Here is a 24,969-nt window from a genome sequence, read left to right as displayed (position 1 = left end):
ATGTCCTCCGCCCTCGCCGGACGACGCTCGGCGTCGACGCGCAGTAGGTGAATCGGGGTCGCGCTGGCTTACTCGGTGTATGACACGTTCTCCTCGAGCACCTCGAATCCCTGCGCTCGATGCTCGGCGATCACATCGGCGCGGGCGTTCTCGGCGTCGCGGTCGGCGCGGACCAAGGCTAGGGCGTGGTCGAAACCGCCGCGCCCGGCGGCCGCGACCAGCCGCGCGGTGGCGGCGTCGTCGTCGGCGAACTCGGCGGCGGCCGCGGCCTCGGTCAGCGACATCTGTCCCTCACTGACCAGTGACCGCGTGGCCGCCGATTTCGACAGGGCCTGAACGGCTTTCACCTCCTTGATGTCGACACGGAGGTGTTTGGCCGCCTTTGTCGGGGCGACCCCGAGGTCCAGCACGTCCTGAATGGCCTTCGCCTCGTCAGCGGCGGTCATCTCGTGGTGGAACTTGTTGGCGCGGTACTGGTGGCTGATCCGGTCCAGTTCGCTGATATCGACGGCGACAACGCGCACCGGCACCGTTCGGCCTGCTTCACGCGCTGCCAGTGTGCGCAACTGCCCGTCCAGTACCTGCAAGCCGTTGTCGCTGCTGCGGCGGAATGCCGTAATGACGTGCTCGACACCGTTTTCGGCGATGTCTGCGACGAATCCGGCCCAATCGTCGATCGTGTTCGCGGCCGATTCCTTGACCTCGCGGACGTTGCCGCCGATATCGAGGGTGTTCGGGTCGACCTCGGGGAGGAACTCGCGCGTCGGCGGGGCCTTCGGGGCCTCGGCGGCGGTAGTGGCGGCGGCCGGTGGGGCCATCGTGGTGCTGGTCATGATGTGTTCTCCTGCTGTATGGTGCTGGGGTTCGAGGAACCGGGCAGGTGGGCGCCGCCCGGTCCCTCGCTATCTGTCCTGGTCACGAACACGCGGGCGGCGGCCCGCGCGCCCGGTGCGCTGAGTGGCTCAATCGTCGGCGGGGCGCATGATCGTGATCACGGGCTCGCCCTGGTCGCTGGGTCCACAGTGCGCGATGAGGGTGAGCAAATCGGGCTCCGCGTCACCCTCGCCGCGATCGATCTGGAACTCGCCGCGATACGCCGATTCGGGCAAATCACGGATTGCCGCGCGGGCCGCGCTCAGAACAGCGGTGATCCGAGCGGTGTGGGCATCGGTGTTGTCGTCGTAGTCGATCGCCTCGGCGTAGGCGTGGGGGGCCAGCGCGACGGGCAGCCGGAACTGTTCGGCGCGGGCGGCCTCGGTCACGTCGAACAGGAACCCCTCGGCGATGGCCTGGGCGCGGGTGTAGCTGTGGATCACTTCGGCGTTCTCAAACATCTGCCAATCTCCTTGTTTTGGTGGGGACTTGCCGGTTTCGGCTCCCCCCTCGGCGAGCACGGTGGCGCGCATGGCGATCCGACGCTGGTCACGCAGAACGGAGGCCGCGGTGATCAGCGAGGCGGTCGACTACGCCGCCGAGGTCCACACCCAGCCGCATCGAGTGCGCATCGACATCGGCCGTGATCGCTGAAACACGCTCCGGGCGAACGCTCCACCAGCTGTTAGTGCTTACTTTCCACACCGGGGCGTCCGCGGCGGCACGCTGCCACAGCGAGTACGGCAGCAGGGCGGCCGCGGGCTTGCCGCGCTGGAGGATCGCCAGCGCCTCGCCGCCCCGGACCCGGTCGAGGGTCGTCGTCCAACCCTGTTGCACCGTGTCAGTTTCGGTGCAACCGCCGTTGCCCGCACATTCTTTTCGACAGGGTGGTGCCGGATTGACGGACACTTCATCCGCAGACGACCGAGGACACCACCGACGAGTATGGGCCGGGTTTCAGTCCTGGAAGGACTCGCACAATGACCACGCGGCCGTGGTCGTCGACGACCACGGTGCAGGCCACGGTGTTGAGCCTGACCGCGTGATGGGTGCGCTCCACCCCATCGGGGGTGGTGATGTCGTGCAGGCTCACCCGCAGCCAGGGCGGCGCGTACGACTGGGGTTACCACAATCGTTTTGGCGTTTGGTGCTCAGCGCAGGTGACCGATCAGCCCGCGTCGAGTTTGTCGGTGGTGCCGGCAATAATGGCCTGGATGAGCGCGAACACTGACCCGCCACCAAGGCGACGTAGGCGCAGGAAGGCCGAGCAGCGCGACCGCGATCGTGCCCTTGTCCCGGTCGCGGTCGCCGAAAATGTCGGTATACCTGTTGCCGCCCTAGCGAGCGCTATGCGTGCGGCAGAAGTGCGCGAACCGCTCACCGTGACCGCAACCGTTTCCTGGATACGTGATCCTGAGTCGGCGCCGGAATGGTTCACCGCACTTCGCAGCGAGCGGCTGGCTCACGCCGCCGAAGCCGAGTGCCAGGCGGAGGAGCGGCGGCAGCGGCGGGAACTGGCTGCTGAGCAGTCGGCACTGGCGAAACTCCAGTCCGGCGGGCGGTTTACCGATGAGGAATTGCTCCACGTGCAGGATTGGGCGTTGCGCGCGGCCAAGGATCTGGTGCGCGACGGTCCGGCGGGGATACCCACCGCTGAGGAGCGGCAGGTGCTGTGGGCGGTCGGGGTAGACGCCGCCGACCATTCCACATGGCTGGTGCATGCCGGTGGTTGTGATGGTGCAGGTCGGCAACACTGTTTGGTGCGCATTGAGCAGATCCGCGCCCAGCGGTGAGCCTGCCTGGGGTAGGGCGGATGGTGTCGGGCACCACCCGTCAGCCCCGCCAATCCCATCTCGGTCGTGGTACGGGCAACTCTGACACCTCGGCCGGTTCGCTGCTGCGGATCAGCCAACCAGCCAGGACATCACCATCGTGCTGGCGTTGTGGGCCTGCGCGGTTGGTTCCTCGGTTCGGTGTTCGATGCTCAGATATCGCCGCCCTGCGCGACAATCGCGACAACGACGCTCCTGCGTTGTACTTGACTGACCACGCCACCAGCAGCGCGCAACCGGACTACCATGTCAGCGATCGAGTGGTACGCCGCATGACTCACCGGTCGCCGGTGCTGTCGCGCCACTGCGGGACACGATAGGACGCACTGGCAATCGGCGCACGAGAGGGAGGTGTGCGGCATTTCCCGGCGCCGAAAATCCGAGCGGGCCTTCCACAGCCATGGATCATGGTGTTGTCCAACGCATCTCCAATGTGCGAAGGCTGCGAACCCGATGGGCGCTACCATACGTGCCCGCAGAATTCCCTCCGGTATGGACGCCGCGTCACCATCTCAAGTATCTGCTGTGCGGGCTGACGGTCCTCTTTGGTACCGCGGCGCCGAAGACGCGACGTCATGCAGACGCGGAAGAGTCGACGTTCTCCGGCCGTCGGGTGACGGCGCCGATCAAGCCAACGACGGTGTCACATGTCGAGAGGTACGGTGAGGTTCGGGTTCGGCGAGCAGCGCCTTCACTTGTCCAGGCTTTATTTCTGTTGCCAGGGCGATGTCGGTTTTCGTTGTCGAGCGCAGGGCCAGGGTGGCAACCGTTTCACGTAAGGCCGCCGTGTAGGTGTCCTTGCTGGTCCGCAGGGTCTCCAGTTCAGGTGAGGTTGGGGTGATGGTGATCTCTGCGGTCACGCCGGCGAGCGCAAGCGCGCCTTCGATGTTTTTCCGCAGTTGTTTCAGCGTCCGCCCGGACGCGAATGCCCCGTATTCGGGGACATGTGCGTCCCAGTTCCGACCGCGCCTGGTGGCCTGGCAGTTGATGTTTTCACTCACGTTGCATTCTCCATTTCAGCGATCACCTGTTGCGCGAGCGTGTTCGTGATCCGGTTCGGCACAATCACCTTCCGTCCTCCGATCTGGTACATGGTGTGGGTTTCGTTTCGTTTGACTGCGGTGACAGTGAGGCCCGAGCGACGGGCCGCAGCGCGTATCCGCGACAGTGGGCCGTCTTGTTGTGTCTGCGCGCGCAGCGCCTCGGTTGCTTCCTGGGCTTGCTTCCACTCTTGCAAGCTGACCACCGGTTCGTGCGCGATTCCCGGTGACCACACCCACTGCGACATCGGATTCTTCCGGGACCACCCAGACCGGCCTGTTCGGGTCGCTCGCCGGTTGTACACCTGATAGCCGGTTAGCTTCGGGTTTGCGATCAGGCCTTCCACGAGGCTGTTCGTCCACCGGTCCTCGATCGGATAGAGGTCGGGTCTTGCGGTCAGGATGGTGATTATGTCCGACGCCTTCATGTGCTCCTCCCGTCGTAGACGGCACAACTCGCGGGCCGCGTCGAAGCGGCGGGAGTCGGGGTGGGGAGCGAGCTTCCGCTTCGGTCGTGTCGCGCCGAATCGTCTGGTCACCGGGACTGGGGCAGTCTCATCGACCACCGTGGTGTAGGGGTAGGGAGGGTATCCGTGGTTCCAGCCGTTGACGGTGTGTTGGAACTGCCCGCCCATCGACGTCTCCATCAGTATGGTTCTGTAGAGTTCCGCGTCGACTTGGCTGTAGCGGCGGGCGCGAAGCCGTCCTGATTCGGTGCCGCCGACTGGTTCGTTGGCGTAGATCACCTCCACCCCAGCTTTCCCCAGCTCGTGCTCGACGGTGAGGCTGGTCAGCATTGCGCGTGCCACGCGGTCCGAGCGCTCAGCCAGCACATGGGTGATGCCTAGTTGCGCGGCCCGGTCGACTAGGTCTTGTAGCCCGCCGTCTCGAGGGAGAGGCACAGCGAGCGCCTCATACATTTCTCGCGGCGCGAGGCTGCGTAGATCCGGGGGGAGCATTCCAGACTCGACGTCCCAATAGTATGCCGCGAACTTCTCGCCGGCTTCCAGTCGTTCGGAGGCGAGGACCGCTTGCCGCGGCAGAGACGAGGCTGGATTTTGATTGTCTTTGGTGGAGACGCGGCCGACGAACACGGGGCGACGGGGGCGCATTGTCGTCGTGCTGTAGTTCGGCAGGTCGGTGAGGTCGATGGGCGGTTCGAATGGATTGGTCATCGTTCTTCCTGGACACAGGCAGCTCGACGAGTGCTGCCCGCTCGATAGGTCGGGTGTATCTCGCGCTTTGTAGGGCGGCCAACAGGGAGAGGCCAGCGCTGGTGGTCTTGTGAGGGTCGAACACGCTCGGGTTCTGATATCGAACCGTGCGCCAGTAGGCCGGCTTCTCCTTCTTCCTCGGGTCGTAGCTGCGGCGCCACTGGCATTGAGTAGAGCACCGAATCACGGGGCGATCGACGCGGAAATCTGTATTACGAGTGCGACGCCTTGCAGGTGGGCATGGGCGCAGACCCAGGGGCTGGTCAAAACGGCGGGTAGTCCTCGGGGGCGGGGGCGTCGCCGATGCTGCGGAGGCGCTGAGAGATGTGGTCGGCCAACGCGAGCGCTTCGGGGTTGGTTACGGACAGGTAGAACGCGATGTGGTCCCCGTCAGAGTCGATCCGGCCGCGGATCTCGCCGCCGCGGCGGCCGAAGTACCTCGGCGGCTTCATGAGGTCAGGCTCGAAGTCCAGCGTGATCCGCTGGCCGACTACTGTCAGGATCGCGGCCCGTTGCGCGTCGGCGATAGCGGCTTGATCGTATCTGGCGCGGCAGTCACGTACGGCATTGCGCATGTTCGGGATGATCTCGGTTTGTAGAGCCGTGTTCAGTTCTTGGGCGTCGTTGGTCGTTTTGGAGGTGCCGACAGTGCTGTTGGGACGGAGGAACCTGACGAAGGGACCGAAATGCGCTCCAGCCCAGAAACTTCCGAGCGGTGTGCCTTTCTCCTTGTCGCACCGCACTCGAGGTCGGCGGTGATAAGACCGTATTCATCGCGTCCAAGGTCGTGTTGGGTGGTCGGCTCGTTCGTCATCAGGTACTCCTTCAGGAAATGCGGGATGAATTGCCCGTGTGAGCGCCAATCGTGGCGGGCGTGACGGGCAGCTGTTGCAGTCAGACGGGGATCGATTGTTGCGGCGAGGTGGGGCCGGGGCGGTGCAGATGGAGGATTTCGACAACGACTGCAACAGTGGAGCAGTCGGCTCCTACGGTTCGTTCATGACCTCGGCGACAGCACCCGACTTCACGTCCTTCGCCTGCGAATCGCGTCCGTCGAACACCGAAGAATGGCTGGTGATCACCGGAGACCACAGCGGGTTCCGGACAGCATCGATCTGGATGTATCATTCTGGTGCACGGTGAAGGTCGAGGTCATCGGTGTGCGCGGAAGTCCTTCTGACGGAGGGTGCAGGAGCGGCTCGACGGCCTCGCGCACGAAGGGTGGCAGGTCCTAGCAGCGGTCGCCGGATCGCACCGTCACCGGTTTCGAGCTACGGCGCATCCGACATGGCGCTGCGGAATTCGACTGCAACAGTGGAGATTCGCCTGAACTGCCCCGACTCGTCCACCGAATCAGGAAAGGTGATCGACATGGTGCTGCCGACGGTGCCCAATGACACGGTGATCCAACGGCGCACCTACAGTTCTGCGGCGTCCTACAACCTCGGCGCCGGGTGTGGAATGACCCGACGGTGCCCAGGTGTCGTGTTCGCGTCACAGCAGCGTGGCCGGATGGCCGGCGCGGGTTGGTGTGGTGGTCCGGCGCGAGAGCGGCCGGATGGTGATTGAGGTCGACAAGGGTAGCGAGGACGACCTCGACGTGCTGGTGAACTATGTGCCGCACCGGTTTCCGCCCACCGGTGATCGGTCGCTGCCTGGACGGACTAGCCGACTGCACGGGCAGTCACGTCCGCGGCTGAGCTGGGTGCGGGGTGGTCGGGCGATGCGCTGGTGAGCTTGTGGTCGGCGCCGTGAATGGCAGCCAGCTCGCGGAATTCCCAGTTCTGGAATCTCTCGCGTGGTTGAGAATCGCGGGCGGGGTGTCGTTTTCGTTCCGTGCGTCGATGCCGGAACGGTCGCCGGCGATGGCGTATCCATCGCGGACGACGGGCACGACTGCGGTCTCGACGGCGCAATCGGGGTTGGTGCGGTGGAGTTCGATGCGGTGGGTGTCGGAGGTGTCGTCGCCGACGGGTCGGGCGGCACCGCCCGGGAAGTTGAGCTCATCACCGACGACGGAACGCCTGAAGCCAGGCGCCGGCCCAGGTGCGCGTGGCGGGAGCTCGCCCTCACGGCGCGCTGGGTTGCGGAAGGTAGTTTCGGGTTGGGTCTGCTTTCCTAGCAGAATTCTTCGTCACGTGACTTTTCAATCGCTGATCCGGGGTGACAGCGGGGCGCGGACACCGTCGTTGATCATGATGGTTCTCTCGCAGGTCCGACGGACCCAGCGCTCGAATGCCGGCAGGTGGTGCGGGCACTGTGGTGGCATCGGGGTAGCCTGCGACTGGCTCTCCTGCCAGGAGATCTCGCGCAGGCCGGCCGCCGTCGGGCCAGCTGAGTGGGATGGTCGTGTCGGTCTGCAGGTGATCGGTGAATGACTGTATTGCTCATACTGGTTGTTGAGGCAGTCATCTGTTGCTGTTGTCCAACAGTCGATTACCTGCGTTCGAGCCAGAATCCGGCCGAGTGCTGGTCGTGGTGGGCGCGGCCGGCGCGCCAATCCTGTAGGCGAGCAAGGTCTTCCCAAGACCACTCGCTCATCTGGCTGGCCCAGCCTGCGTCGGGATCCTCGACGAGGAAAGGGGTGTCTACGGACTTGCCAACCTGTAGGCCGTCTGCTGCAGTTCATTCACAGTGCGAGGGCCCGTCACGCTCTTCACTGCTGAGCACCCCAGTTGGTACGGCACCAAGATCAGGGCTGGCGGGTTGGAGCGTCAGGCAACGTCACGACGAGAGCCGTCGCGTTATCGGTCCCGGCACCGCCGGCTGCGACCGCCCGCTGTACGAGTTCGCGGGCGGCCTCGGCCGAAGTCTGTGCGGCGGTGAGAACCTCGCTGATCACGAAGCTGTCCAGTGAGTCGTGAACGCCGTCTGTGGTCAAAAGGACGCGGCGGGCTCGACGTCCACCGACGTATCCCCAGTCCTGATAGTCGGGGGCGTCCGGGTAGGCCAGCGACCGAGTGAGCACGTTCGAGAAACCCTCGTGAGCGAGATTGTGGTCCTGGGTGATCGGATGCAGGAGCCCGTCCACTGTCAGGACCCAGGCGCGGGAGTCGCCAACCCACCCGACGTGGACCTCGGCGTCGGGAGTGATGGTTGCCGCGACGAGAGTGGTGTCGGGGTGCCACCAGTCATCATGGCCAGCGAAGGCGTCGACCACCGGTCGGGCGTCGGCGCCGAGTGTGGCGCTGGTGAGCGGGATGAGCGCGCGGGCCGCTTCGATGAGCTGGTCGGGGGTCGTCTCGTAGTCGGCGTGGACTCCGAGCTGGCAGACTGCGTTGACCGCAGCTTCCGCGATCAGCTCTGACCCGTGCTGGGAGCCGACGCCGTCGGCGATCGCGGTGACCATGTAGCGGCACAGCGGCGACCGTGCGCGCGCCCAACCGAAGGAGTCCATGTTCACCGTGCGGCCGCCGATGTGCGACTCTGCTGCCACATCGAACGCAGCCAGCACCTCGGTGTCGGCGGCGGTAGCGATCGGCCGTGATGTGTCGCTGGGGCGGAAGGATTCCTGGTAGGCCATCTGCACTGCGTCGCGCGCCGTGGCCAGGTAGTGGCGGGCGTGGGCCGTTTCCTGCGGCGTGGATGCGGGGTTGTCGATGGCACTCCGATAGCTGTTTCCAGCCGACAGCACCCGCAGCGTCGCCTCGCGCAGTAGTTTTTGCTCGGGACGCTGAGTGATGATGGTTTCCACCGAGGCGCCGATGCGCTTGTGGGCCTGACGGAACCCGAAATTGCCGTGCGGTGTCGCGTAGTGGGTGAGCATGTCCGTCTCCTGTTGGTGTGTGGTGTTGGCGCAACCATCCCGTACAGCACCAGCGGCTGTTGCAGTCGTTCATGACAGGTCACGGCCGGCCGCCAGCGCGCGGTGAAGCTCCGTGGGTCGGCGGCGCTGGGCGCGCGGAACAGCGTGGAAGGGATCAGGATTACTGGAGCTGGGCACGCTGCTGTGCAGGATCTCCGAGCAGCTGGCGCGCTCCGATTGCTCACAGTCCGGGAAGAGTCGGCCCAAGGGGTTCTGGCAGGACAGCCCGCAGACGGTCAGGTTGCGTTGGCCAGGAGCGGTGTCCGGTTCCGCGCTGGTCGGTCGTGACGACGTGTGCCCACGCCAAGGGCGCACTGGGTCAGGTTCGCTATCGCGACCGAACACTCACGGGATGGATGTCGTGTTCGGCCGTGGGGCGCACTTCCGACCGGAGTTGGGCGACCGCAGAAGCATTGAGCCGCTGATGTTTGGCGTGGTCGCCCTGCATCAGCGGCTCAATGCTTCGTCCGTGCCGAGTGCGTGCTCGTGCTGCTTGCCGAAGCCCTCTGCTCAGTCCTCGTTCCAGTAGCCTTCGTCGGTGTCGTCGCAGAACTCCTCGTCCTCGGGGACTACAGGAGGCTGGTTCTCCGGCCGCGCGCGGTATGCGGCTTCAGCAGCCGGGTCGGGCATCGTTGTGACGAGGGTGAGGATCGCCTCGCTGATCTGCTCACCGTCGTGTGGGGCGGCCACCACGAGCTTGCAGACGCGCATCTTCTGGCCGTCGTGATCACGAGGAACCGAGACCACATCCGCAGGGTCCACCAACACCAGGATCGTGGATTCGCCGAAGCTGGTTGCGTAGTTGTAGGTTCCGACGTGCAGGCCGACCGAGCACGCACTGTCGCGGTCGTCGTCGACGTTGCTGCGTGCCATCTCGACAGTTGCGCCGATTGGGTAAGGCACCTTTCCTGTGATGGTTTCGACGGTGCCGTCCTGGTGGGTGATGGTGACCCGTTGGCGACCGAAGTGCAGCGAGCGTCCATCGGTGCCAACGCCTTTGTACCCCACGATCATGCCGTCCGGTGTGATGGTGAAGCCACCGGCAGCCAGCCACGCGAACAGCTGTGACCGTGCCGCAGGGGAGGGGTTTTCCTCGAGTCGGCGGGTGAATGCACCGAGCGCGGTGAGGTCGCCGGCTTCTCGTCGCACTCGTACGGCGGCGGCCAGTACGACCGTGTCCACGGGATCGCCGTGAACGATTCGGTACGGCTGTTCGTCGTCTCCGTCCACCACATTGTGGAGGTCGGTCACTGTCTCGCGGATTTCGGATTTTCCGTCCTCGGCGAGATGCCGGATGTGCTCGATCTCCTGCCCGCCGGCAGTGAGGTAGTTGCGGATCGGGGTGTACTGCGGGTCGCCGGCGGAGACCATGACGGGCTGGTCGTCGTGGAGCACCGTGATCGACGTCGAGTCGATTATCCATCGCATCGCTTCTGTCCCTTCGGTTTTGGTTCTACCAATGGGTCTACTCGGCGGCCCTGGCTACTGTTGCAGTCGTTTTCGGGGCGACGTTGGCGAGGTATTCACCTATGTGGGCCACATTGGAACCCCGGCCCAGGCGGGAGGGCTGGATGAAATTGAACAGTGGGTACATCTCCTTGAGTGTCTTTGCGAGGTCGGCTACACGGATCGAAGCTGGTGCAAAGAACTCCGCCCTCGAGCACTGTTCCATCGCTCGCGCCAGCGGCCATTGCGCCGCCCCCCTCGAGGAGAGGGCATGTGCGTGGATTGCCTTCATGCGGCGGAGAGTTTCGGCCGCCGGGTGCGCTTCTGGCACGTAGTCAGCCACGGAGTAGGCGAGTTCAAATAGCCACCGGTGGTCCACGACCGAATCCAGGGCGACCGCGTCGAGGTCCAGTTCGCTTCCTGCGGCGATCAGGTCATGGACTCGCTGGTTGGCCCACTGGGTGTACTCGACCGCGTGCGTCACAGCGGCGGTGAACGTGTTCGGCGACTTGCGTCCCAGGTACACGAGGGCACCATCTTCCAGGCCACAGGGAAACTCGCACCATTCCACCCTGGCGGCATAGACGACCGGTACCGAGAGCGCGGAGATTTGCGACAGTGTCATCTCCACAGTACGGGTTTTGCCGTCCTTCCTCCGCACCACCCGGTAGGCCGGGTCGCGCCGTGCGGGCCGGTCTGCTGAGCGCCGTTCCTCGAGTTGCCTTTGCATCTCGGTGTACGACACGATGGTCACCCCTGGGGTGTCCACGGTGATCTGGATGGCTTGGACGGAGTTCTTCACTGGCAGTGCCACCGATTTCGCTTCGCCACGCAGTGCCAGGATCGAGGTCACGTGCGGGGCAAAGATGCGGGCGTATTTGGCGACGCCGCGCAGCGAGCGCCGATTCGGCCACCCGGTGATGATGAGCAGGCGTTCGCACCACTGGCCGAACGCTGACATTGGCACAGTATCGGCGGGGGTTCCCGGAGTCCATGCCATGCGCCATGAATGTGATGGCCCGAAGGTCAGGATGTCTGACGTGAGGGTCATCGTTGCGTCGATCGGTAAATGCGATTGGTTTCCGTGACTGTCGAGCGTAGCCGCACGCAGGGTCTGTGCCGCCATGACATCGGTCTCGACCAGCGCGGCGATGCGCTCTCCCAAGGCGGTCCACTGTTGGTCGAATTCACGCAGCGCCTGAGCGATGGACTCCTGCGTCCGGGGAGTGGCGATCAGCGACTCACGGCTCGGCGTGTGATCGAAAGTCCCCACCGGCAATTCGACTACGCATCCCATGTCGACACGCCTTGTGACCGTCGCCTCAATGTCGCGGGGAACTGAGAAAAGTGTTCCACCCGACAGGACTGTGACCTTGGCCTTGCCCCTGGCCTCCTTGCTGTCGAGGTGGCCGCAGCGGATCGGCCCGACCCAACGTGGCCCACCCTGAATGCTGATGACAGGCTCCCCGTCGACTATGACCGCGCCTGGCTTGTGGGCTGCCGTGACCGACCGCACAACATCGCGCCACTTCGGTGCGCTCTGCTCGTCGACCGGGATCGTGATGGAGGTTCCCGGCGGCCGATCTGTCGCCGCGTCCGCGACCAGCACATGATGCGCGAGGTCACGTGCTGCACGCACGACCGTCCGGCGGCCTGCCTTCACCGTGTCGATCAGGAATGAATCCGCGACCGTCCACGCCGATTTGGCCCCTACGCCGAGACCACCGACCTGCTCGTTTGTGCCTCGCTTCGTCGATGCCGCGAACGCCAAGAACACCGCCTCGACTTCAGCGCTCGTCATGCCCGTCCCACGATCCACGACAACCAGATTCGGGGTCAGCGCATCGGGCGTCGTCACCTCGACCGGCAGCATCGATCCGGCGGCGATCGTCGCATCGACCGCGTTCGCGACGTACTCACGCACCACCGCAGTCACCGGATCGGCGTACATGTCAACCAACATGCCCATGATCCGCCGCGCACCGTCCTCGTCGACGCGCGAAGTCATCGTCACGGCCTCTTGAGGGGCGATGTCGGTGTCGACAATCGTGGAGGTCGGGTTCGCGGGAATAGCCATCGAGAGTGCTCCATTCAGTGAGGGGGTCTGGTCGGTGATCCGATACGCCAACTGTGCACGGCGGCTCCGAGGGCTGTTTCAACCTCGATTCCGGCCCACGGCAACGTCACTGATCTCTAGGTCAGGACAGGTGGCGAGCGCGCCGGTCGATGTCGCAGCGCACGCTGTTCCGCGCGGACAGGTGGCGAGCGCGCCGGTCGATGTCGCAGCGCACGCTGTTCCGCGCGGACAGGTGGCGTCGCCGCCGCGGCCGCGGGCCAGAGCCTTCCGCGGCAAATTGTCTGTGATCGGGGCGAAGCCGATCACCTGACGCTGTAGGTCCAGCTCCGGACTGCAACAGTCGCATGGCGCCGCGTGAGAATCGAGGGAGCAGATGATCACTCGCTGAAAGGAACTGTTCCATGGCCCGCACCCACGAGTTCGCCGTCGGCGACCACGTTGTCTTAGATGGCACCGGGAACCCTCTGCACGACGGCAAGGTGTTCGGCATCACCAAGACAAATCCAAAGACCCTGCAGTTGGAACCGCTCGACGGCGGCACAGCCGTCCGAGCCGACCGGCCGTTGGCCCGGCCGGCGACAGACGCCGAGGTCATGAATGCCAAAACGTTCGCTGCGGCAGCGCCTGCGCCGCTCGTCCTTGGGTCGGTTGTGAAGGTCCTCGGTAGGCCGGGGCTCTATGTCGTCGTCGAAGTGCCGACCGGCCGGTCCGATTTATTTGACGTGAGTGTTTTGGGAGGGGATCAGAACAGGTACCTTCGCTGCGATCGGGCGAGCTTGACGCTCGTCGCGCCAGAGTCGCTGCGCGTCACGTAGCGAAGATCGATGGGCGCCTTCCGTGGTGGCGAAGCCTCCGCCAGCACGGAAGGTCTCCGGTTCAATAGGCCGCAAGGGAAGTCGCCGAACAAGCCCAACGGGACAGGCCTGGACCTCAGCCAGCAGGAGGAGCCGTCGGCACAGATATCCGTTGGTCGACTGATCGAGTCCAGTTGCGCGACGAGGTGGCGTGCGGATGGGAACCCACACATCGAGGACGCTCCGGGCTGGGCGATGCACCGTGAGCCCGCGAACGCGTGCCCACGCCAGTGACCAGCGTCACCGTGGGACAGGCCAGCGGCAGTCCCGTAGATGCATGACTCTGCTGGTCAGTGCGGCCCGATCCGGCTGTGTCGCCTCTGATCTTCCTGCTCGGACGTGCTGACCAGTGTTTCGAATCCGGTATGTGCTGTCGGCAATACCGCGGTCAACTGGTTGCGCCCCTCGTCGACGGGGGTGCAGCAGCGGCGCAGGGGTCGATCTCCATCGGCATCAGCGACCGGTTCCTTCTCGAGGCATCCGACTGCGGCCATGTGGCCCGGGAATCGCGTTCAGCACAACGGAAGCCATGCGGTCTGATGTCTCAGGGCGTACCCGTCGTGCTGCGCGGCGGGTACGCCCATCAGTGCGAGCGCCACCCGCACCATCGGGAATGTCACCCGCATCGCCACAGGCTTTGCAAACAAATTAACTTGCGGTAAGCTTCCTGGCGTCCCGCTCTCACTACCGCACGAGCAGCCGAAACTCCCCATTCTCAACAGCCGGAGGTCGATCACAATGGCCAGGTACACAATCGAACATGCGTGTGGTCATGAGGAGCGGCATCACCTCGATGGCAACAAATCACGCCGCACCAGAAAGCAACAGTGGCTCGCAGAGCAGGACTGCTGGGAGTGTGCCCGTGCACAGCAGAACGCGGCCTCGGCTGCACGCGCTGCCGAGGCCAACCTTCCCAAACTCACCGGCAGCGATTCGCAGATCGCGTGGGCGGTCACAATCCGAGACGAGGCCCTGACCGACCTAGAACACAGCCTCAGTGATACCGACCTTAGCCGGGAGCGGGTGCTGGCAATCCTGCTGCGCGAGACGCGCGCAAGACGCTGGATCGATACGCGAGGCGACGGCCCGACCTCGAGATTGGTGAGGTTTTGCGCGCCCGGTGAGTTCCGCGATCTCAACGCCTCGGAGGACCACTCATGACCGACACCCTGCCTGTGATGGAAGGCGGTACGAGCCGCCAGATCACCGCGGCGATCGACATTCGCCGGACCGCGATCGACCTCGTGACGCGCCGTGGCCACGGATCACGACCCCGCGGTACCCCGGGCTGGTCGGCGCATGAGTCGTGGACGCCGATGTACGAACGGGTAGCCGAGGCCTACCGCGAGATCGTGGTGAGCCGCTGGTGGCTCGACAACGCCGACACCGTGCACGGATTTCATCCTTTCGGTTGGGTGCTGCTGGCGGTGGCCGGGCAGAGCGGTGTGCCTGCTATCCAGGGGCTGTGGCAGTCGACGTTGCCGCTGGCCTATCCCGACACCGTGTGGCCCGGGCACTGGATCCACGACAACTTCGTGCCGACCGGCCGCTGGCCTGAGGTTTTCGACCGGCCCCTGCCCGAGCTCCTGGGCGAGACCGAGCCGGAGTGGTGACGATGAGTCTGCTCGATACCTTCGGTGCCCGTCACCTCACCTCTGATCCCGACGTGTGGCGCCCTGATGGGGTCAACACCTTCGACATAGCGGCCGCAGACGTGACCCCCGACAGGAAGAAGGTTTGGATCCGGTTGCGCCGATCTCGGTGGGAAGCTTGCGGTGTGTCGGTGTGGGCCGACTGGGTCCGCATCCACAACGAACTGGCCACGGTCAAGATCCCGCCCGGTACCCGGCAGCGCTGCGAGGTCACCGACGGCCGCTACAGCGCGTGGATCACCGCCGAGGAGCTCTGGCGCGACCGCCGCCAGCCGACCCCCGAGCCCGGCCCGTGCTGGCAAGTCCCCGCGGTGTGGCAGCCCGGACGCCACAACGCTGTCCTCGTCGCCGCCGACGACGTGTACGCCAATCCGTCGGGGAAGTCCCAACGGATCGTGATGCGGTGCTCGCGCTGGGAGGGCCTACACTTCGATGTCCCGAATTTCCGAGTCGCTGCACTGGGTGAACACGAACGGCGGATCACTTTGGCCCGCACCCAGTCCCACATCACCCTGCGCGGCGGGACGACACCGGTCGTGGTCACCGCGCAGGAGCTGTTCACTGACCGCGCGCACCCGCTGCCCGAACCGGGACCGTGCCTCGCGGTCGAGAGGACCGCATGGCTGCGGCTGCCGATCCAGGCCTGTCACCTGCGCCGGGTCACCACCCGGTACGGGGCACGCCGGGTTCTGCGGTTTCCTCACTTCGCCGACTGCTGGCCCCGGGCCCGGGTCTGGCTGCCGCGCGGGTTCGTCGAGGAGCACGAGGGCTTGCCGTCCCTGCGCCTGCCGGCCGACCACACCGTGCGCGTGCACACCGTCGACGACGTCGTGGAGCTTCCCGCGCCGGACTTCGTCGATATGGTCCGGGCCTGGGCATACACCACGCTGACCCCAACCAGAGGTGTGGAAGCCGTCGACCCGGATCCGGTGGCGCCGGTGACCGAGGTGGTGATTCCCCATGAGCTCCTCGATGACTGATGCGCCGCTGACCGGTGCCCAGGAAGCGGCGTTCGCGCAGTTCGCTCGCCTGCGGGTGGGGGCGCTGTTCATGGAGCAGGGGATGGGCAAGTCGCGGTTGGCGCTGCATCTGATTGCCCACCGCGCCGCGAAGCTGGACGCGGTGCTGTGGGTCGCGCCGTGTTCGGTCACCGCGACGATCGAAGCCGAGATCGCGCGGTGGGGTTCACCGGTACCTGTGCGTGTGCTCGGCTACGAGACCCTGTCGCAGTCCGGGCGGACTTGGCTGGAGGTTTTGCAATGGGTGCAGCGGCCTCGTCTGCTGGTGGTGGCGGACGAGTCGATCTTCATCAAAAACCTCAAGTCCAAGCGCACCACACGCATGTATGAACTGCGCAAACACGCCGACTACGCCCTCGTGCTCAACGGCACACCGCTGACGCGCGATCTGTGGGACATCAAAAGACAGATGGACTTCTTGTCACCGAAGATCATCGCCACCGACGACCGTGCCTACCGGAAACGGTATTTCCGGGAATGCCGGGTGGTCGACCAATGGGGTAGTGAAAGAATCTGGTACGAGGCGTCCACGATCAACGTCGAGCATCTGCGGTCGCTGATCGCGCCGTATGTTTTCGAGGCACGCCTGCAGTTGGGGGTCACCCAGCTCGACGCGCACACCGTGCATCCGTCCTCGGCAAAGACCCGCACCGAATACGAGCAGACCCGCGATGAGTTCCTGCAGGAGTGGAACGACAGCCAGGGCTCGGAAATCGTGCTTTACCAGCTTTTTTCCCACCTGACGCGGATCGCGGCGAACGACCCTGTCAAATGCGCGAGCATCGCCGAGGCCGTGGCCGGCCAGCACTGCCTGGTGTTCTGCAACTATCTGCGCGAGCAACGCCTCATCGCTGATGCTCTGGGCGAGGCGCATCTGTTGGTCAATGGCGAGCATAGCCCTGCTGATCGCGACATTCTGTTCCAGCGGTCTCGTACCGAGCGGGTGCCGCTGCTGCTGACCTACGGTGTCGGTGCCTTTGGGCTCAATCTCCAGCACATCGCCCGCGCCCACTTCGCTTCGCCGACCTTTGACTACGGTCGCACCATCCAGGCCGCCTCACGGATCCGGCGGATCGGGCAGGCCAGTGACATCATCTACTCCACGCACCACCTGTCCGAGCACGGGATCGACCAGATGATCCTGAAGAATTCCCAGCGCAAGGATTGGCTCGCGCAGCTTATGCGGCGCAGTATCGACCCCAACGGCCAACTCTGAGATATGTGAAAGGAGCACCACACTCGTGAAATCTGTGTGGGACGCCACGCAGGAACGCCTGGCCACCATTTTCGGCGAGTTCGACCACCTCGTGGTGGCGTTTTCCGGCGGCAAAGACTCTGCGGTAATGCTGCACGCCGCCATCGACTACGCACGCGTGCACCATCCCGGCCGCCGGCTCACCGTCCTGCACATCGACTACGAAGCCCAGTACAGCGCCACCACCGACTACGTCACACAAGTCATGACCTCCAACCTCGATGTCATCGATCCAGTGTGGATCTGCCTGCCGATCGCCGCGGGCTGCTCGGTCACCATGACCACTGACCACTGGCTACCCTGGGCCGAGGAAGACCGCGACCTGTGGGTGCGGGACCTGCCCGACTATCCCGGCGTCATCCACGAGGGCACCATCCCCGCCGGGTTCCCGCCATACCGGGGCGTGCGTGACTACACCTTCCAGTCCCGGGTGACGCGTTGGCTGCACCAGCGTGCCCGCGCAGAGCGGACCGCAGTCCTGGTCGGGATCCGTGAGCAGGAGTCCCTGCACCGCTGGGCCGCGATCAACCGCACCGACAAGCTCGACGACTCCATGTACCAGGGGCTGCGGTGGACCTCACGCATCTACACCGATATCTGGAACGCATACCCGATCCACGACTGGCTGACCGAGGACGTATGGGTGGCCAACGCACGCTTCGACTGGTCCTACAACAGGCTCTACGACCTGATGCACCTCGCCGGTGTCCCGCTGCATGCGATGCGGGTCTCCTCACCGTTCCATCAGCAGGCCATCGAAAGTTTGAGGATGTTCCGGGTGATCGAGCCCGAGTTATGGGTCAAACTGGTCGGCCGGGTCAATGGGGTCAACTTCACCGCGATCTACGCCGGTACCTCGGCCATGGGCGCCGGGAAGGTGACGCTGCCACCGGGACATACATGGAAGAGCTACCGCGACTTCCTGCTCACGACCCTGCCCGAGGACATCCGTGCCCGCTACGAAGCGAAGTTCGCCACCTCCGAGAGGTACTGGACTCGGGGTGGTGCGCTGCCGGTGCAGCACGTACAAGAACTGCGCGACGCCGGAACCCCCGGCGTGGAGTACCTCGGCCCACCCACCGACGCCCGCAAACGCTCCCAGCCTGCCGAGATGGTCAAGTTCGCTGAACCCCCCGATGACCTGCCCATCAGCGCTACCGCACTGGCCCCCACCCGCAAGCGCCAGGTCATCACCATCCTGCGCAATGACGTGAGCTGCAAAACCATGGGGTTCGGGCCGACAAAACTCGAAACCGAACGCCGCAAAGCCGCCATCGCGAAATACAAGGAGATCCTGTGACACCCACTGTCAACGGACCGTTCCGGTCCCCGGTCTACGACGTGCGCCCGATCCCCCTGGACAAGCTCCGCGCCAACGCCTACAACCCGAATTCAGTCGCGCCACCCGAATTCAAGCTCCTGGAGCTATCGATCTGGGAGGATGGCTACACCCAGCCGGTGGTCTGCTGCCACATCCCCGAGGACGACATCTACGAGATCGTCGACGGCTACCACCGCTACCTGATAATGACGACCAGCAAACGGATCCGTGACCGCGAGCAAGGCCTGATCCCGGTCGTGCTCATCGAGGGCGACATCTCCCACCGGATGGCCTCGACCATCCGACACAACCGCGCCCGCGGCGTCCACGGCGTCGAACTGATGACCGCGATCGTCCAAGACCTCGTCGACGCCGGCATGGGCGATGCCTGGATCATGCGCCACATCGGTATGGACCCCGACGAACTACTGCGACTCAAACAACTCACCGGTCTGGCTGCGCTGTTCGTCGACCGCGACTTCTCCGAGGCACCCGAATAACACCCGCCGGCCAGGAAGAAGCTGTGACCACCAGATACACCTTCACCGCCCTCACCAACGCCGACCCCGAGTTCTACCCGATCATCGGCCCGTACCTCGCCAACCGGGCAGTCACCAAGCAGCTCGGCGACACCCCCCACGACGACCCAGGAAAAACCTGGATCATCGCACACCACCGCAACACCGTCGCCGGATTCATCGTGCACTTCGCCAGGAAAGACGGCACTGTGCACGCCGAATCCTGCTACGTCGCACCCGAACACGACGACCTGCGCCGGAAACTCGTCCAAGCCGTCATCGACGCTGTCGATGACGGGGCGACCATCACCACCGTCGCGCGCAAGGAGTATGTCCACCACTACACCGACCTCGGGTTTATCGCACTTCCCAGCCGATACAAGAATTTCCGGAAACTCCGTCGACCACCAACCGGCCAATAGGGGGTCGGTGTCCATCGAGGCGCCGGACCGGATCGCGACGTAGCCGATCGGCGCGGACGGCACCGGCTGACAGGAATTCGCACCTGCCCGGGTCGAAATTCACGCCCCACGGCTCCGTGATCACCTCGCCCGCGAACGCCAGCTGATCCAGGACGCCATCGAACGCAACTGGCCCCGCGAGATCGAACGCACCCACGAAGCGATCGTCCGTCATATCCGGAGCTGCTGACCGAACTCGGCGAACCCTGCGGATCACCCGACGAAATCGGAGGTCAGCGACAAAATTATCCAGACAACCTGCCCTACGGCGAGGTGAAACTGAACATGACCAGCCGCCTCACCCTCAGCGGGTGACGGTAAACCAGCCGGGCTCGTCAGGCCGGGTGGGCGAGCGAGGCGATGGCCCGCTGCACGTCGGCCAACGGCACGACGGCAGTGTTGTCGGCGCTGGCGACACCGGCGGCAAGAATTTCCCGCATCAGTGTCGTCGCCCCGATGCCCCGCTCAGCGGCCAGGGCGTGCAACTGCTCGTAGAGATCGGCCGGGAGCCGCAGCGACCGGCTGACCATGGGCGTCGCGGTGTCCGGCACCGGGATGTCGACATCGGCACCGTTAGCGAGGAGTTCGGAAAGGTTCTGGTCGATATTCATGGCTGCTGCCTTCCCGTGTAGCGGTCGAACACGGCCTTCTCATCCGGGCCCATCTCGCGGGCTGCGATGATGTCCCAGTCGTTGTCTTCCAGCTCCGACTCCAGGACGAACACGACCAAGCGTCGGCCGGTGTGGGTGATACCGAATATCGCGGTCGCCTTCGGGTCGAGGTGGCGCACCATCCGGCGTTTGGAATGCAGCGCAACCCACACCTCGCCAGCAGTGACGCCGTAGACCTCGATGTTGTACAACCCGTCGCTGGTGAAGCTGTATCGGTCACCCACCTCCCGAGCGTACCACGCACGTGATACGCCAGAGTGCGGTCAGACGGCCGACACCAGCGCATTGACCTGATCGACGGTGTCTCGCAGCGCGTCGAGCTCCTCACGCTCGCTCGATCGTCGGCGGGACCGTAGTTGCGGGTCGACCGACGCTCGCGGCCGGTTGATCTCATCAAGAGGGCATTCGACCACACGGCCGTTGAGGTTGCGCGGCTCGACGTTGTGCCGCAGTTCCAGGAAGTGGAAGTACACGGTCATCACGGCCGCGCGACAGGCTCGAGTCCGACCGTTTCGCATCCTGGAGGACCTTGCCGAAATAGGTGTCCGCGTTGGATGGTCGAGTCGACCAGCCCGACCGAGGCTCGTGTCAGCGGGAAGCCCGACAACACATCGGTTTCGAAATCAGCGATCTTGTCCTCGGTCGCCGGAGCCCTCGGGTCCCGCAGGTCTCGCACTGCCGCCGGAGCCACGGGCGTCGTCGTATTCGTCGTCGCCGGGCTCGGTGATCAGGCCCATCCCTGGGTCGTAGGGCAACCGGCAGTGCACATAGCCGCTAGTAGGGCCGGTCTGCGCGGCACTTACACGAGCTGATCTACAGACGACCGCGGCGGCCGGTGAGTTGGACTATGAACAGAGGCACGCCGAGGTCACGGGGCCAGTCGATATCGGTTAGGTCAGGATCGGCAGTCAGCAACAAGATCGTGTTGATCTGGCCGGTCTCGGCGTAGCGAACTAGCTGCTCCTGCACTCCCTCTGGCGACCACCTGCCTGCGCATTTGATCTCGACTCCGACCCGGTGCAGGTTGTCGTAGCAGATGAGGAAGTCGATGCGGCTTCCTCGTCTCGCGGAGGTCCCCGTCGACAGGAGGGCCTCGTGCTCGATGGTGACGTCATTGTCGACGCCGTGGTCGGTCCATACCTCCCAAACGAGCTCGTGGAATTCGTCTTCATCGCAATACCTGAAATCGCCACGTGTGTCGACGAATGGGTCCACTAGGGGCTTGATGTAGGCGTTCCAGGTTGGTGAGTCGCTGACGTCGCCCGGACTGAGACCGACTTGGTGACTGAAGTGCCTGTCGAGGTAGTCGGATTCCTCTGCACCAGTTGCCTTCGACCGCAAAGTAATTCTTCCTGCTATCAACGTGTTCCGGCCCATGATGACAGAGCGGACCGACAAAAGGAGTGCATGCGTTGCCCAGTATTGGCGCACCCAGTGGTCTCAGCACGAGACCGCCTGCATGCACCCGAGCACGGCGGTTCGCTGTGTAGTAGGACGTATGCCGGACGAACGAGCGGGTCGACCTTGTGGGTGTAAGCCCAGTGCGATCGGTGGTCGAGGACGCGGGCGCGTTCGCAGCTGTTCCAGGCGGTCAGGCCACACCGGTCGGCTGGCGATGTGGTGGTGAGGCCCACCGCCCTCGTGTGCGTGAATTCGGGGCTGACCTGGAACCCTCCTGCGCGGACTGCAACCTCGACAAGAACTGCCAACCCATCGCGCGATGGTTCACCGGCCCCGACTCCACACCGATCGGCCGCCAGGCCATGGCGTACAGCCTGGCCCGCAGCACGAAGGTGGCCGCGGATTGGACGCGGCTGACTGGGCAGCCCTGACCGGCAAGTTGTGCCGCCCCCGCGCGAATCGGCGGGGGCGGCACAACTTCAGGGTCGGTTACTCCTCATCCTCGTAGTCGTCATCGTCGTTGCGATCGGCGGCGGCGTGGGCCCGATCATCGAAGCCCGACGTGGCAGTAGAACTGCTCGGGTCGGCCGCGGCCGCCGCCGAGATGCGGTCAGCGTCGTCGTGGCTCATCGATCCTTTACTCATCGCGTACCTCCGATGTGGTGGCGGCTCCGGGCATCACCGGCGTGCGACGGGCGCTTGGGCCGCCGGATGGGCATGACTGGGTTAGCGTCGGCCGCGCGGTCATAGACTCACGCTCCGATTCCCGGCATCGGCAAAGCCTGACGCGAGCCTGGAACAGCCGCAGCTCGTTGAGCTGGGCACCACCAAAGGTCGGTGCCATCTCATAGAGAGGAAGTACGACTGGTGTCCGGCCGCGACTACACCATCACCAGTTCCCAGCTGACCAGCGGCAGGCAAAGCCGGTCCCGACCGATATTCCGGCCGGGACCGACCGTCCTCGATTGCGCTGGTCCCCAACCCAATTGGGGTACTGCTCACGCTACCCGCCGGTGTGACCTGCGTAAACGACCGTGGCCGGGTGTGTCGGCGGACAGTCCGGAGCGCTACCGGGTGCCGGTGAGCCGTTCCATTTCGTCGACCCCCGTCGTTGCGGCACGTCCCGCAGAACAGGCGCAGCTGCTTCGGTGTGGCCGGGTCGGGGATGTTGAACCGTGCCCGGTCACCGTTGGCGCCGGGCCGCAGATCCCCACCCACATTCTGTGCAGGTGAGCATGGTGTGGCCGGGTTCGAGCCATTCCGGCGGCGCGGTGTACTTCTTCACCGCCATCCCGTCGGCGACCGGCTCGTAGTAGGCGAAGGCCTGCCCGTCTCGGGGCGAAGCTGCTGTGCTCACGCGATCCTCCTTCGGCTGCGCGCCGTCGCCACACCGGGCCCGAATGCCTGCGGCTCACCGACGCGAAACCGCATGCTACACAGGGGGTTCGAGGCTCTAGAGTGTAGTAGCTGGAGGTCACAGCGTCAGGGAATGAACCATCGGCCAGCGGGCCGAAATCCGGTTGCGGAAGCCGCGACCGCCACCGCAGCATCGACCCCATGACCAACCCCGACCAGCTGATCGTGCGCCCGCTGCGACCAGGCGACGAGGAAGCGTTTCTCGCACTGCGGTCGGCGATCACTGCGGATGGCACCGTGTTCGCCAAGGACTACCAGCCCGGGATCTCCTGGGCGAAGTACCTGCGCGTCCAAGACAACGCGCGCGCCGGGGTCGGCTTGGCCGACGGCGCGGTGCCCTACACGTTCCTCGTCGCCGAGGTCGGCGGCGTGCTAGTCGGCAGCAGCGACATCCGCCACCGGCTCACCGAGAACCTGACCCGGTGGGGCGGCCACATCGGATTCATCGTCGACCCCCGACACCGGGGATACGGGTTCGGGACCGAGATCCTGCGCCAAACCCTCTGCCTGGCAGCTGATCTCGGCATCCGCCCCGCTCTGCTCAGCTGCCGGACCGACAACGCCGGGTCTCGCGGGGTCATCCGCAACGCGAGTGGCGGTGCCGTGTCCCCTCAGATCCGCGATGGCATCTGTTCCTACTGGATCTGACCCGGACTGCCCGGCGACCTGGACGGTTTCCGTCCCATCGGCGGCCGCGACCGCGTCCGGGGCCAACTCGCCGCGCTGGCCATCCCCGTTCGCGCTGGTAGCGGTGGCGGGTGTCCTCGCAGTCAGCAACTGGTCGTACGGAGCGAGCGAGGGCAGTTCCCGGTCGGGCATACGCCGCGCAGCCGGATTGCGCACGGTGAGCACGGGCACGCCGTGTTCGCCGGCCATCCGGTCGACCCACCGGATGAATTCCAGCGCCGATCCGGCGAACATGCGCCGGACCCGGTCCTGGAAGGCGCGAACGTCGTGGCCGGGCAGGAAGTCGCGGGTGCTGATCGCCTCGCACCCGCAGCCGCAGGCGCGTTCGATGAACTCGGCTTCCTCGGGCAGCGCGATGTATCCGACGGGATTCTGGGAGGCGTTGACGACCGGGTCGGGTTGCCCGATCCATGCATCGCGAACAGGGTGACCTTCGGCAAGCACCTCACCATCGACAACGATCCGTCCATCGATATGGGCGACCTCATGAATCTCGGCGACCGCGCACACCCGACCATCTCCGATGATGACGGCGAACTGCTCTCGGATCACTCGCTCTCGGTTGGCCTTCCACACTCCCCGGCCCGCCTGCCATGCTTCCTCTTCGGTCATACGCGGGAAGTAGCCGACATACTCTCTTCCCAGCGGGTCGTCTACAACTGGTGAGTAGTAGCCGAGCTTGAACCCATGCGCGCCACAGCGAACATCCCGACGACCCGGTTGCCGCAGTTCTGGCTGCACTCGCGCTGACCGGCAGCGAGGATCTGGCCGATATCGGCTGCGGCGACGGTCGATTCCTCGCCCAGCTTGCCGAGCAGGGACACCACGGCCGCCTCGTCGGCCTGGACAACTCCACCGCCATGGTTGCCGCCGCCGACACCGTCCCCGGCATCGAAGGCGTACTCGGCGACGCGTAGGCCCTGCCGTTCGCCGATGACGAGTTCGACGCCGTCACCGCTCGGCACATGCTCTACCGACCCGTACCAGGCGATGCGCGAACTGTGGCGCATCAGCCGCGTCGGCAGCCGCGTCGCCGTGAGCGTCAACCACCCGGCCACCTGCGCCCGCACCCGCCAACTCGTCCTCGACCGGGCCGCCGAACGCGGCCTGGCACCAGCGGTGGGCATGGTCAACGACGTGAACTCCACAACTCTGCCGAAGATGCTGAGTGTGGTGTTCGGCGAGGTCCACATCCGCCAGTGCGACAACGCCCTCCTCTTCGACACTCCAGAACCTGTCATACGGTTCGCCGAAGCCCTGTTCTCCTTCTGCGGCATAGATGCCGCCAGCCCGCACCGATCGGCGATCCTCGACGCGGTCACCACCGACATCCACGACTGGTTCACCGCCCACCCCGGACAGTGCTGGCGCGACCCCAAGGGCTATATCGTCGCCACCGCAACCGTCCGATAGTCCTCTGTTCCCGA

The 24,969-nt window shown here is 65.0% G+C and carries 33 protein-coding genes; 17 read left to right on the top strand and 16 right to left on the bottom strand.

The genetic code is table 11. The features are described 5' to 3' along the window. Positions 1-68: 68 nt before the first annotated feature. From K940_RS0118860 to K940_RS0118845, 4 genes are all read right to left on the bottom strand, one after another. Positions 69-833 carry a hypothetical protein gene (locus tag K940_RS0118860; RefSeq protein ID WP_028478806.1) on the bottom strand — a complete coding sequence of 255 codons (765 nt, stop codon included), beginning with the start codon at positions 831-833 and terminating at the stop codon, positions 69-71. A 129-nt stretch (positions 834-962) separates the two neighbouring features. After that, positions 963-1,334 (bottom strand): DUF6573 family protein, encoded by a 372-nt coding sequence (locus K940_RS0118855; RefSeq protein ID WP_028478805.1) that lies wholly within the window; start codon positions 1,332-1,334, stop codon positions 963-965. An 88-nt stretch (positions 1,335-1,422) separates the two neighbouring features. Beyond that, positions 1,423-1,710 carry a hypothetical protein gene (locus tag K940_RS29170; RefSeq protein ID WP_196812272.1) on the bottom strand — a complete coding sequence of 96 codons (288 nt, stop codon included), beginning with the start codon at positions 1,708-1,710 and terminating at the stop codon, positions 1,423-1,425. A gap of 73 nt (positions 1,711-1,783) precedes the next feature. Further along, complete coding sequence (locus K940_RS0118845) at positions 1,784-1,966, bottom strand: hypothetical protein (RefSeq protein ID WP_028478804.1); 183 nt, start codon at positions 1,964-1,966, stop codon at positions 1,784-1,786. Between the two features lie 121 nt (positions 1,967-2,087). Here K940_RS0118845 and K940_RS0118840 point away from each other — a divergent pair, with 121 nt between their 5' ends. Further along, positions 2,088-2,666: a hypothetical protein gene (locus K940_RS0118840; RefSeq protein ID WP_155980969.1), complete on the top strand. Its 579-nt coding sequence runs from the start codon at positions 2,088-2,090 to the stop codon at positions 2,664-2,666. Between the two features lie 665 nt (positions 2,667-3,331). On the opposite strand, the gene K940_RS0118835 is transcribed toward K940_RS0118840, so the two are convergent. The 3 genes from K940_RS0118835 to K940_RS0118825 all read right to left on the bottom strand — a co-directional run bounded on the left by K940_RS0118835 (position 3,332) and on the right by K940_RS0118825 (position 5,534). Further along, a complete protein-coding gene (locus K940_RS0118835; RefSeq protein WP_028478802.1) occupies positions 3,332-3,706 on the bottom strand; it encodes a hypothetical protein in 375 nt (124 codons plus the stop codon). Continuing rightward, complete coding sequence (locus K940_RS0118830) at positions 3,703-4,920, bottom strand: recombinase family protein (protein WP_028478801.1); 1,218 nt, start codon at positions 4,918-4,920, stop codon at positions 3,703-3,705. The genes K940_RS0118835 and K940_RS0118830 overlap by 4 nt, the downstream gene beginning before the upstream one ends. Before the next feature lie 302 nt (positions 4,921-5,222). After that, positions 5,223-5,534 (bottom strand): hypothetical protein, encoded by a 312-nt coding sequence (locus K940_RS0118825; RefSeq protein WP_155980968.1) that lies wholly within the window; start codon positions 5,532-5,534, stop codon positions 5,223-5,225. Positions 5,535-5,811: 277 nt separating this feature from the next. Here K940_RS0118825 and K940_RS0118820 point away from each other — a divergent pair, with 277 nt between their 5' ends. The 4 genes from K940_RS0118820 (at position 5,812) to K940_RS0118805 (ending at position 7,081) form a co-directional block, all read left to right on the top strand. Then, the gene (locus K940_RS0118820; protein ID WP_155980967.1) at positions 5,812-6,102 is read left to right on the top strand and encodes a hypothetical protein; all 291 of its coding nucleotides are present in this window, start codon (positions 5,812-5,814) and stop codon (positions 6,100-6,102) included. A 171-nt stretch (positions 6,103-6,273) separates the two neighbouring features. Then, positions 6,274-6,528: a hypothetical protein gene (locus tag K940_RS32480; RefSeq protein WP_196812271.1), complete on the top strand. Its 255-nt coding sequence runs from the start codon at positions 6,274-6,276 to the stop codon at positions 6,526-6,528. Continuing rightward, a complete protein-coding gene (locus tag K940_RS0118810; RefSeq protein ID WP_155980965.1) occupies positions 6,518-6,694 on the top strand; it encodes a hypothetical protein in 177 nt (58 codons plus the stop codon). Before K940_RS32480 ends, K940_RS0118810 begins: the two co-directional genes overlap by 11 nt. A 63-nt stretch (positions 6,695-6,757) precedes the next feature. Beyond that, positions 6,758-7,081, top strand: a complete 324-nt coding sequence (locus K940_RS0118805; RefSeq protein ID WP_028478797.1) for a hypothetical protein — start codon at positions 6,758-6,760, stop codon at positions 7,079-7,081. 570 nt (positions 7,082-7,651) lie between these two features. Here the strand turns inward: K940_RS0118805 and K940_RS0118800 are convergent. The 3 genes from K940_RS0118800 to K940_RS29155 all read right to left on the bottom strand — a co-directional run bounded on the left by K940_RS0118800 (position 7,652) and on the right by K940_RS29155 (position 12,287). Continuing rightward, positions 7,652-8,725 carry a PP2C family serine/threonine-protein phosphatase gene (locus tag K940_RS0118800; RefSeq protein ID WP_028478796.1) on the bottom strand — a complete coding sequence of 358 codons (1,074 nt, stop codon included), beginning with the start codon at positions 8,723-8,725 and terminating at the stop codon, positions 7,652-7,654. A 549-nt stretch (positions 8,726-9,274) separates the two neighbouring features. Next, on the bottom strand, positions 9,275-10,192 hold the full coding sequence (locus K940_RS29160) for a hypothetical protein (RefSeq protein WP_081706477.1): 918 nt from the start codon (positions 10,190-10,192) through the stop codon (positions 9,275-9,277). A 37-nt stretch (positions 10,193-10,229) separates the two neighbouring features. Beyond that, the gene (locus K940_RS29155; protein ID WP_155980964.1) at positions 10,230-12,287 is read right to left on the bottom strand and encodes an ATP-binding protein; all 2,058 of its coding nucleotides are present in this window, start codon (positions 12,285-12,287) and stop codon (positions 10,230-10,232) included. 401 nt (positions 12,288-12,688) lie between these two features. Here K940_RS29155 and K940_RS0118775 point away from each other — a divergent pair, with 401 nt between their 5' ends. The 8 genes from K940_RS0118775 to K940_RS0118730 all read left to right on the top strand — a co-directional run bounded on the left by K940_RS0118775 (position 12,689) and on the right by K940_RS0118730 (position 19,328). Next, complete coding sequence (locus K940_RS0118775) at positions 12,689-13,102, top strand: hypothetical protein (protein ID WP_028478794.1); 414 nt, start codon at positions 12,689-12,691, stop codon at positions 13,100-13,102. Between the two features lie 777 nt (positions 13,103-13,879). Further along, positions 13,880-14,302, top strand: a complete 423-nt coding sequence (locus K940_RS0118760; protein ID WP_028478791.1) for a hypothetical protein — start codon at positions 13,880-13,882, stop codon at positions 14,300-14,302. Next, positions 14,299-14,754, top strand: coding sequence for a hypothetical protein (locus tag K940_RS0118755; RefSeq protein WP_028478790.1), 456 nt, complete (start codon positions 14,299-14,301; stop codon positions 14,752-14,754). Before K940_RS0118760 ends, K940_RS0118755 begins: the two co-directional genes overlap by 4 nt. 2 nt (positions 14,755-14,756) lie before the next feature. Continuing rightward, the gene (locus K940_RS0118750; RefSeq protein ID WP_036529241.1) at positions 14,757-15,773 is read left to right on the top strand and encodes a hypothetical protein; all 1,017 of its coding nucleotides are present in this window, start codon (positions 14,757-14,759) and stop codon (positions 15,771-15,773) included. Continuing rightward, positions 15,754-17,028, top strand: coding sequence for an SNF2-related protein (locus K940_RS0118745; RefSeq protein WP_028478788.1), 1,275 nt, complete (start codon positions 15,754-15,756; stop codon positions 17,026-17,028). The genes K940_RS0118750 and K940_RS0118745 overlap by 20 nt, the downstream gene beginning before the upstream one ends. Before the next feature lie 25 nt (positions 17,029-17,053). Next, the gene (locus K940_RS0118740) at positions 17,054-18,367 is read left to right on the top strand and encodes a DUF3440 domain-containing protein (RefSeq protein WP_231390429.1); all 1,314 of its coding nucleotides are present in this window, start codon (positions 17,054-17,056) and stop codon (positions 18,365-18,367) included. After that, entirely contained in the window at positions 18,364-18,888 is a 525-nt protein-coding gene (locus tag K940_RS0118735; protein ID WP_028478786.1) for a ParB/RepB/Spo0J family partition protein, read from the top strand. Before K940_RS0118740 ends, K940_RS0118735 begins: the two co-directional genes overlap by 4 nt. 23 nt (positions 18,889-18,911) lie before the next feature. Beyond that, entirely contained in the window at positions 18,912-19,328 is a 417-nt protein-coding gene (locus K940_RS0118730) for a GNAT family N-acetyltransferase (RefSeq protein WP_028478785.1), read from the top strand. A 374-nt stretch (positions 19,329-19,702) separates the two neighbouring features. On the opposite strand, the gene K940_RS0118725 is transcribed toward K940_RS0118730, so the two are convergent. The 6 genes from K940_RS0118725 to K940_RS32470 form a co-directional block, all read right to left on the bottom strand. Continuing rightward, entirely contained in the window at positions 19,703-19,978 is a 276-nt protein-coding gene (locus K940_RS0118725; RefSeq protein ID WP_028478784.1) for a hypothetical protein, read from the bottom strand. Beyond that, entirely contained in the window at positions 19,975-20,262 is a 288-nt protein-coding gene (locus K940_RS29150) for a hypothetical protein (protein ID WP_051407351.1), read from the bottom strand. The genes K940_RS0118725 and K940_RS29150 overlap by 4 nt, the downstream gene beginning before the upstream one ends. A gap of 39 nt (positions 20,263-20,301) precedes the next feature. Further along, positions 20,302-20,517, bottom strand: a complete 216-nt coding sequence (locus K940_RS33105) for a hypothetical protein (protein WP_028478783.1) — start codon at positions 20,515-20,517, stop codon at positions 20,302-20,304. A gap of 334 nt (positions 20,518-20,851) precedes the next feature. Beyond that, positions 20,852-21,379: a hypothetical protein gene (locus tag K940_RS0118705; protein ID WP_028478781.1), complete on the bottom strand. Its 528-nt coding sequence runs from the start codon at positions 21,377-21,379 to the stop codon at positions 20,852-20,854. A gap of 549 nt (positions 21,380-21,928) precedes the next feature. Further along, the gene (locus K940_RS32475; RefSeq protein WP_196812270.1) at positions 21,929-22,069 is read right to left on the bottom strand and encodes a hypothetical protein; all 141 of its coding nucleotides are present in this window, start codon (positions 22,067-22,069) and stop codon (positions 21,929-21,931) included. 553 nt (positions 22,070-22,622) lie between these two features. Next, positions 22,623-22,796, bottom strand: a complete 174-nt coding sequence (locus K940_RS32470) for a hypothetical protein (RefSeq protein WP_155980962.1) — start codon at positions 22,794-22,796, stop codon at positions 22,623-22,625. A gap of 200 nt (positions 22,797-22,996) precedes the next feature. Between K940_RS32470 and K940_RS29140 the strand changes: the two genes are divergently transcribed. The 4 genes from K940_RS29140 to K940_RS33675 all read left to right on the top strand — a co-directional run bounded on the left by K940_RS29140 (position 22,997) and on the right by K940_RS33675 (position 24,955). Beyond that, a complete protein-coding gene (locus tag K940_RS29140; protein ID WP_051407350.1) occupies positions 22,997-23,503 on the top strand; it encodes a GNAT family N-acetyltransferase in 507 nt (168 codons plus the stop codon). 213 nt (positions 23,504-23,716) lie between these two features. Then, positions 23,717-24,208 carry a hypothetical protein gene (locus K940_RS32465; protein WP_028478779.1) on the top strand — a complete coding sequence of 164 codons (492 nt, stop codon included), beginning with the start codon at positions 23,717-23,719 and terminating at the stop codon, positions 24,206-24,208. A gap of 65 nt (positions 24,209-24,273) precedes the next feature. After that, positions 24,274-24,459 carry a trans-aconitate 2-methyltransferase gene (locus K940_RS33680; RefSeq protein WP_369797526.1) on the top strand — a complete coding sequence of 62 codons (186 nt, stop codon included), beginning with the start codon at positions 24,274-24,276 and terminating at the stop codon, positions 24,457-24,459. Between the two features lie 118 nt (positions 24,460-24,577). Then, positions 24,578-24,955 (top strand): hypothetical protein, encoded by a 378-nt coding sequence (locus tag K940_RS33675; protein WP_036529525.1) that lies wholly within the window; start codon positions 24,578-24,580, stop codon positions 24,953-24,955. Positions 24,956-24,969 lie beyond the last annotated feature (14 nt).

The organism is Nocardia sp. CNY236, from assembly GCF_000482385.1.
GTDB lineage: Bacteria > Actinomycetota > Actinomycetes > Mycobacteriales > Mycobacteriaceae > Nocardia.
Note: the sequence above shows the minus strand (reverse complement) of the source record. Positions and strands in the feature narration are given on the sequence as shown.

Excerpts from the sequence above, each read along its gene's own strand:
- K940_RS0118860 (WP_028478806.1), bottom strand. The coding sequence starts at position 833 with ATGACCAGCACCACGATGGCCCCACCGGCCGCCGCCACTACCGCCGCC.
- K940_RS0118855 (WP_028478805.1), bottom strand. The coding sequence starts at position 1,334 with ATGTTTGAGAACGCCGAAGTGATCCACAGCTACACCCGCGCCCAGGCC.
- K940_RS0118840 (WP_155980969.1), top strand. The coding sequence starts at position 2,088 with ATGAGCGCGAACACTGACCCGCCACCAAGGCGACGTAGGCGCAGGAAG.
- K940_RS0118830 (WP_028478801.1), bottom strand. The coding sequence starts at position 4,920 with ATGACCAATCCATTCGAACCGCCCATCGACCTCACCGACCTGCCGAAC.
- K940_RS0118825 (WP_155980968.1), bottom strand. The coding sequence starts at position 5,534 with ATGCGCAATGCCGTACGTGACTGCCGCGCCAGATACGATCAAGCCGCT.
- K940_RS0118810 (WP_155980965.1), top strand. The coding sequence starts at position 6,518 with ATGGTGATTGAGGTCGACAAGGGTAGCGAGGACGACCTCGACGTGCTG.
- K940_RS0118800 (WP_028478796.1), bottom strand. The coding sequence starts at position 8,725 with ATGCTCACCCACTACGCGACACCGCACGGCAATTTCGGGTTCCGTCAG.
- K940_RS29160 (WP_081706477.1), bottom strand. The coding sequence starts at position 10,192 with ATGCGATGGATAATCGACTCGACGTCGATCACGGTGCTCCACGACGAC.
- K940_RS29155 (WP_155980964.1), bottom strand. The coding sequence starts at position 12,287 with ATGGCTATTCCCGCGAACCCGACCTCCACGATTGTCGACACCGACATC.
- K940_RS0118775 (WP_028478794.1), top strand. The coding sequence starts at position 12,689 with ATGGCCCGCACCCACGAGTTCGCCGTCGGCGACCACGTTGTCTTAGAT.
- K940_RS0118760 (WP_028478791.1), top strand. The coding sequence starts at position 13,880 with ATGGCCAGGTACACAATCGAACATGCGTGTGGTCATGAGGAGCGGCAT.
- K940_RS0118755 (WP_028478790.1), top strand. The coding sequence starts at position 14,299 with ATGACCGACACCCTGCCTGTGATGGAAGGCGGTACGAGCCGCCAGATC.
- K940_RS0118750 (WP_036529241.1), top strand. The coding sequence starts at position 14,757 with ATGAGTCTGCTCGATACCTTCGGTGCCCGTCACCTCACCTCTGATCCC.
- K940_RS0118745 (WP_028478788.1), top strand. The coding sequence starts at position 15,754 with ATGAGCTCCTCGATGACTGATGCGCCGCTGACCGGTGCCCAGGAAGCG.
- K940_RS0118725 (WP_028478784.1), bottom strand. The coding sequence starts at position 19,978 with ATGAATATCGACCAGAACCTTTCCGAACTCCTCGCTAACGGTGCCGAT.
- K940_RS33105 (WP_028478783.1), bottom strand. The coding sequence starts at position 20,517 with ATGACCGTGTACTTCCACTTCCTGGAACTGCGGCACAACGTCGAGCCG.
- K940_RS32475 (WP_196812270.1), bottom strand. The coding sequence starts at position 22,069 with ATGAGCCACGACGACGCTGACCGCATCTCGGCGGCGGCCGCGGCCGAC.
- K940_RS29140 (WP_051407350.1), top strand. The coding sequence starts at position 22,997 with ATGACCAACCCCGACCAGCTGATCGTGCGCCCGCTGCGACCAGGCGAC.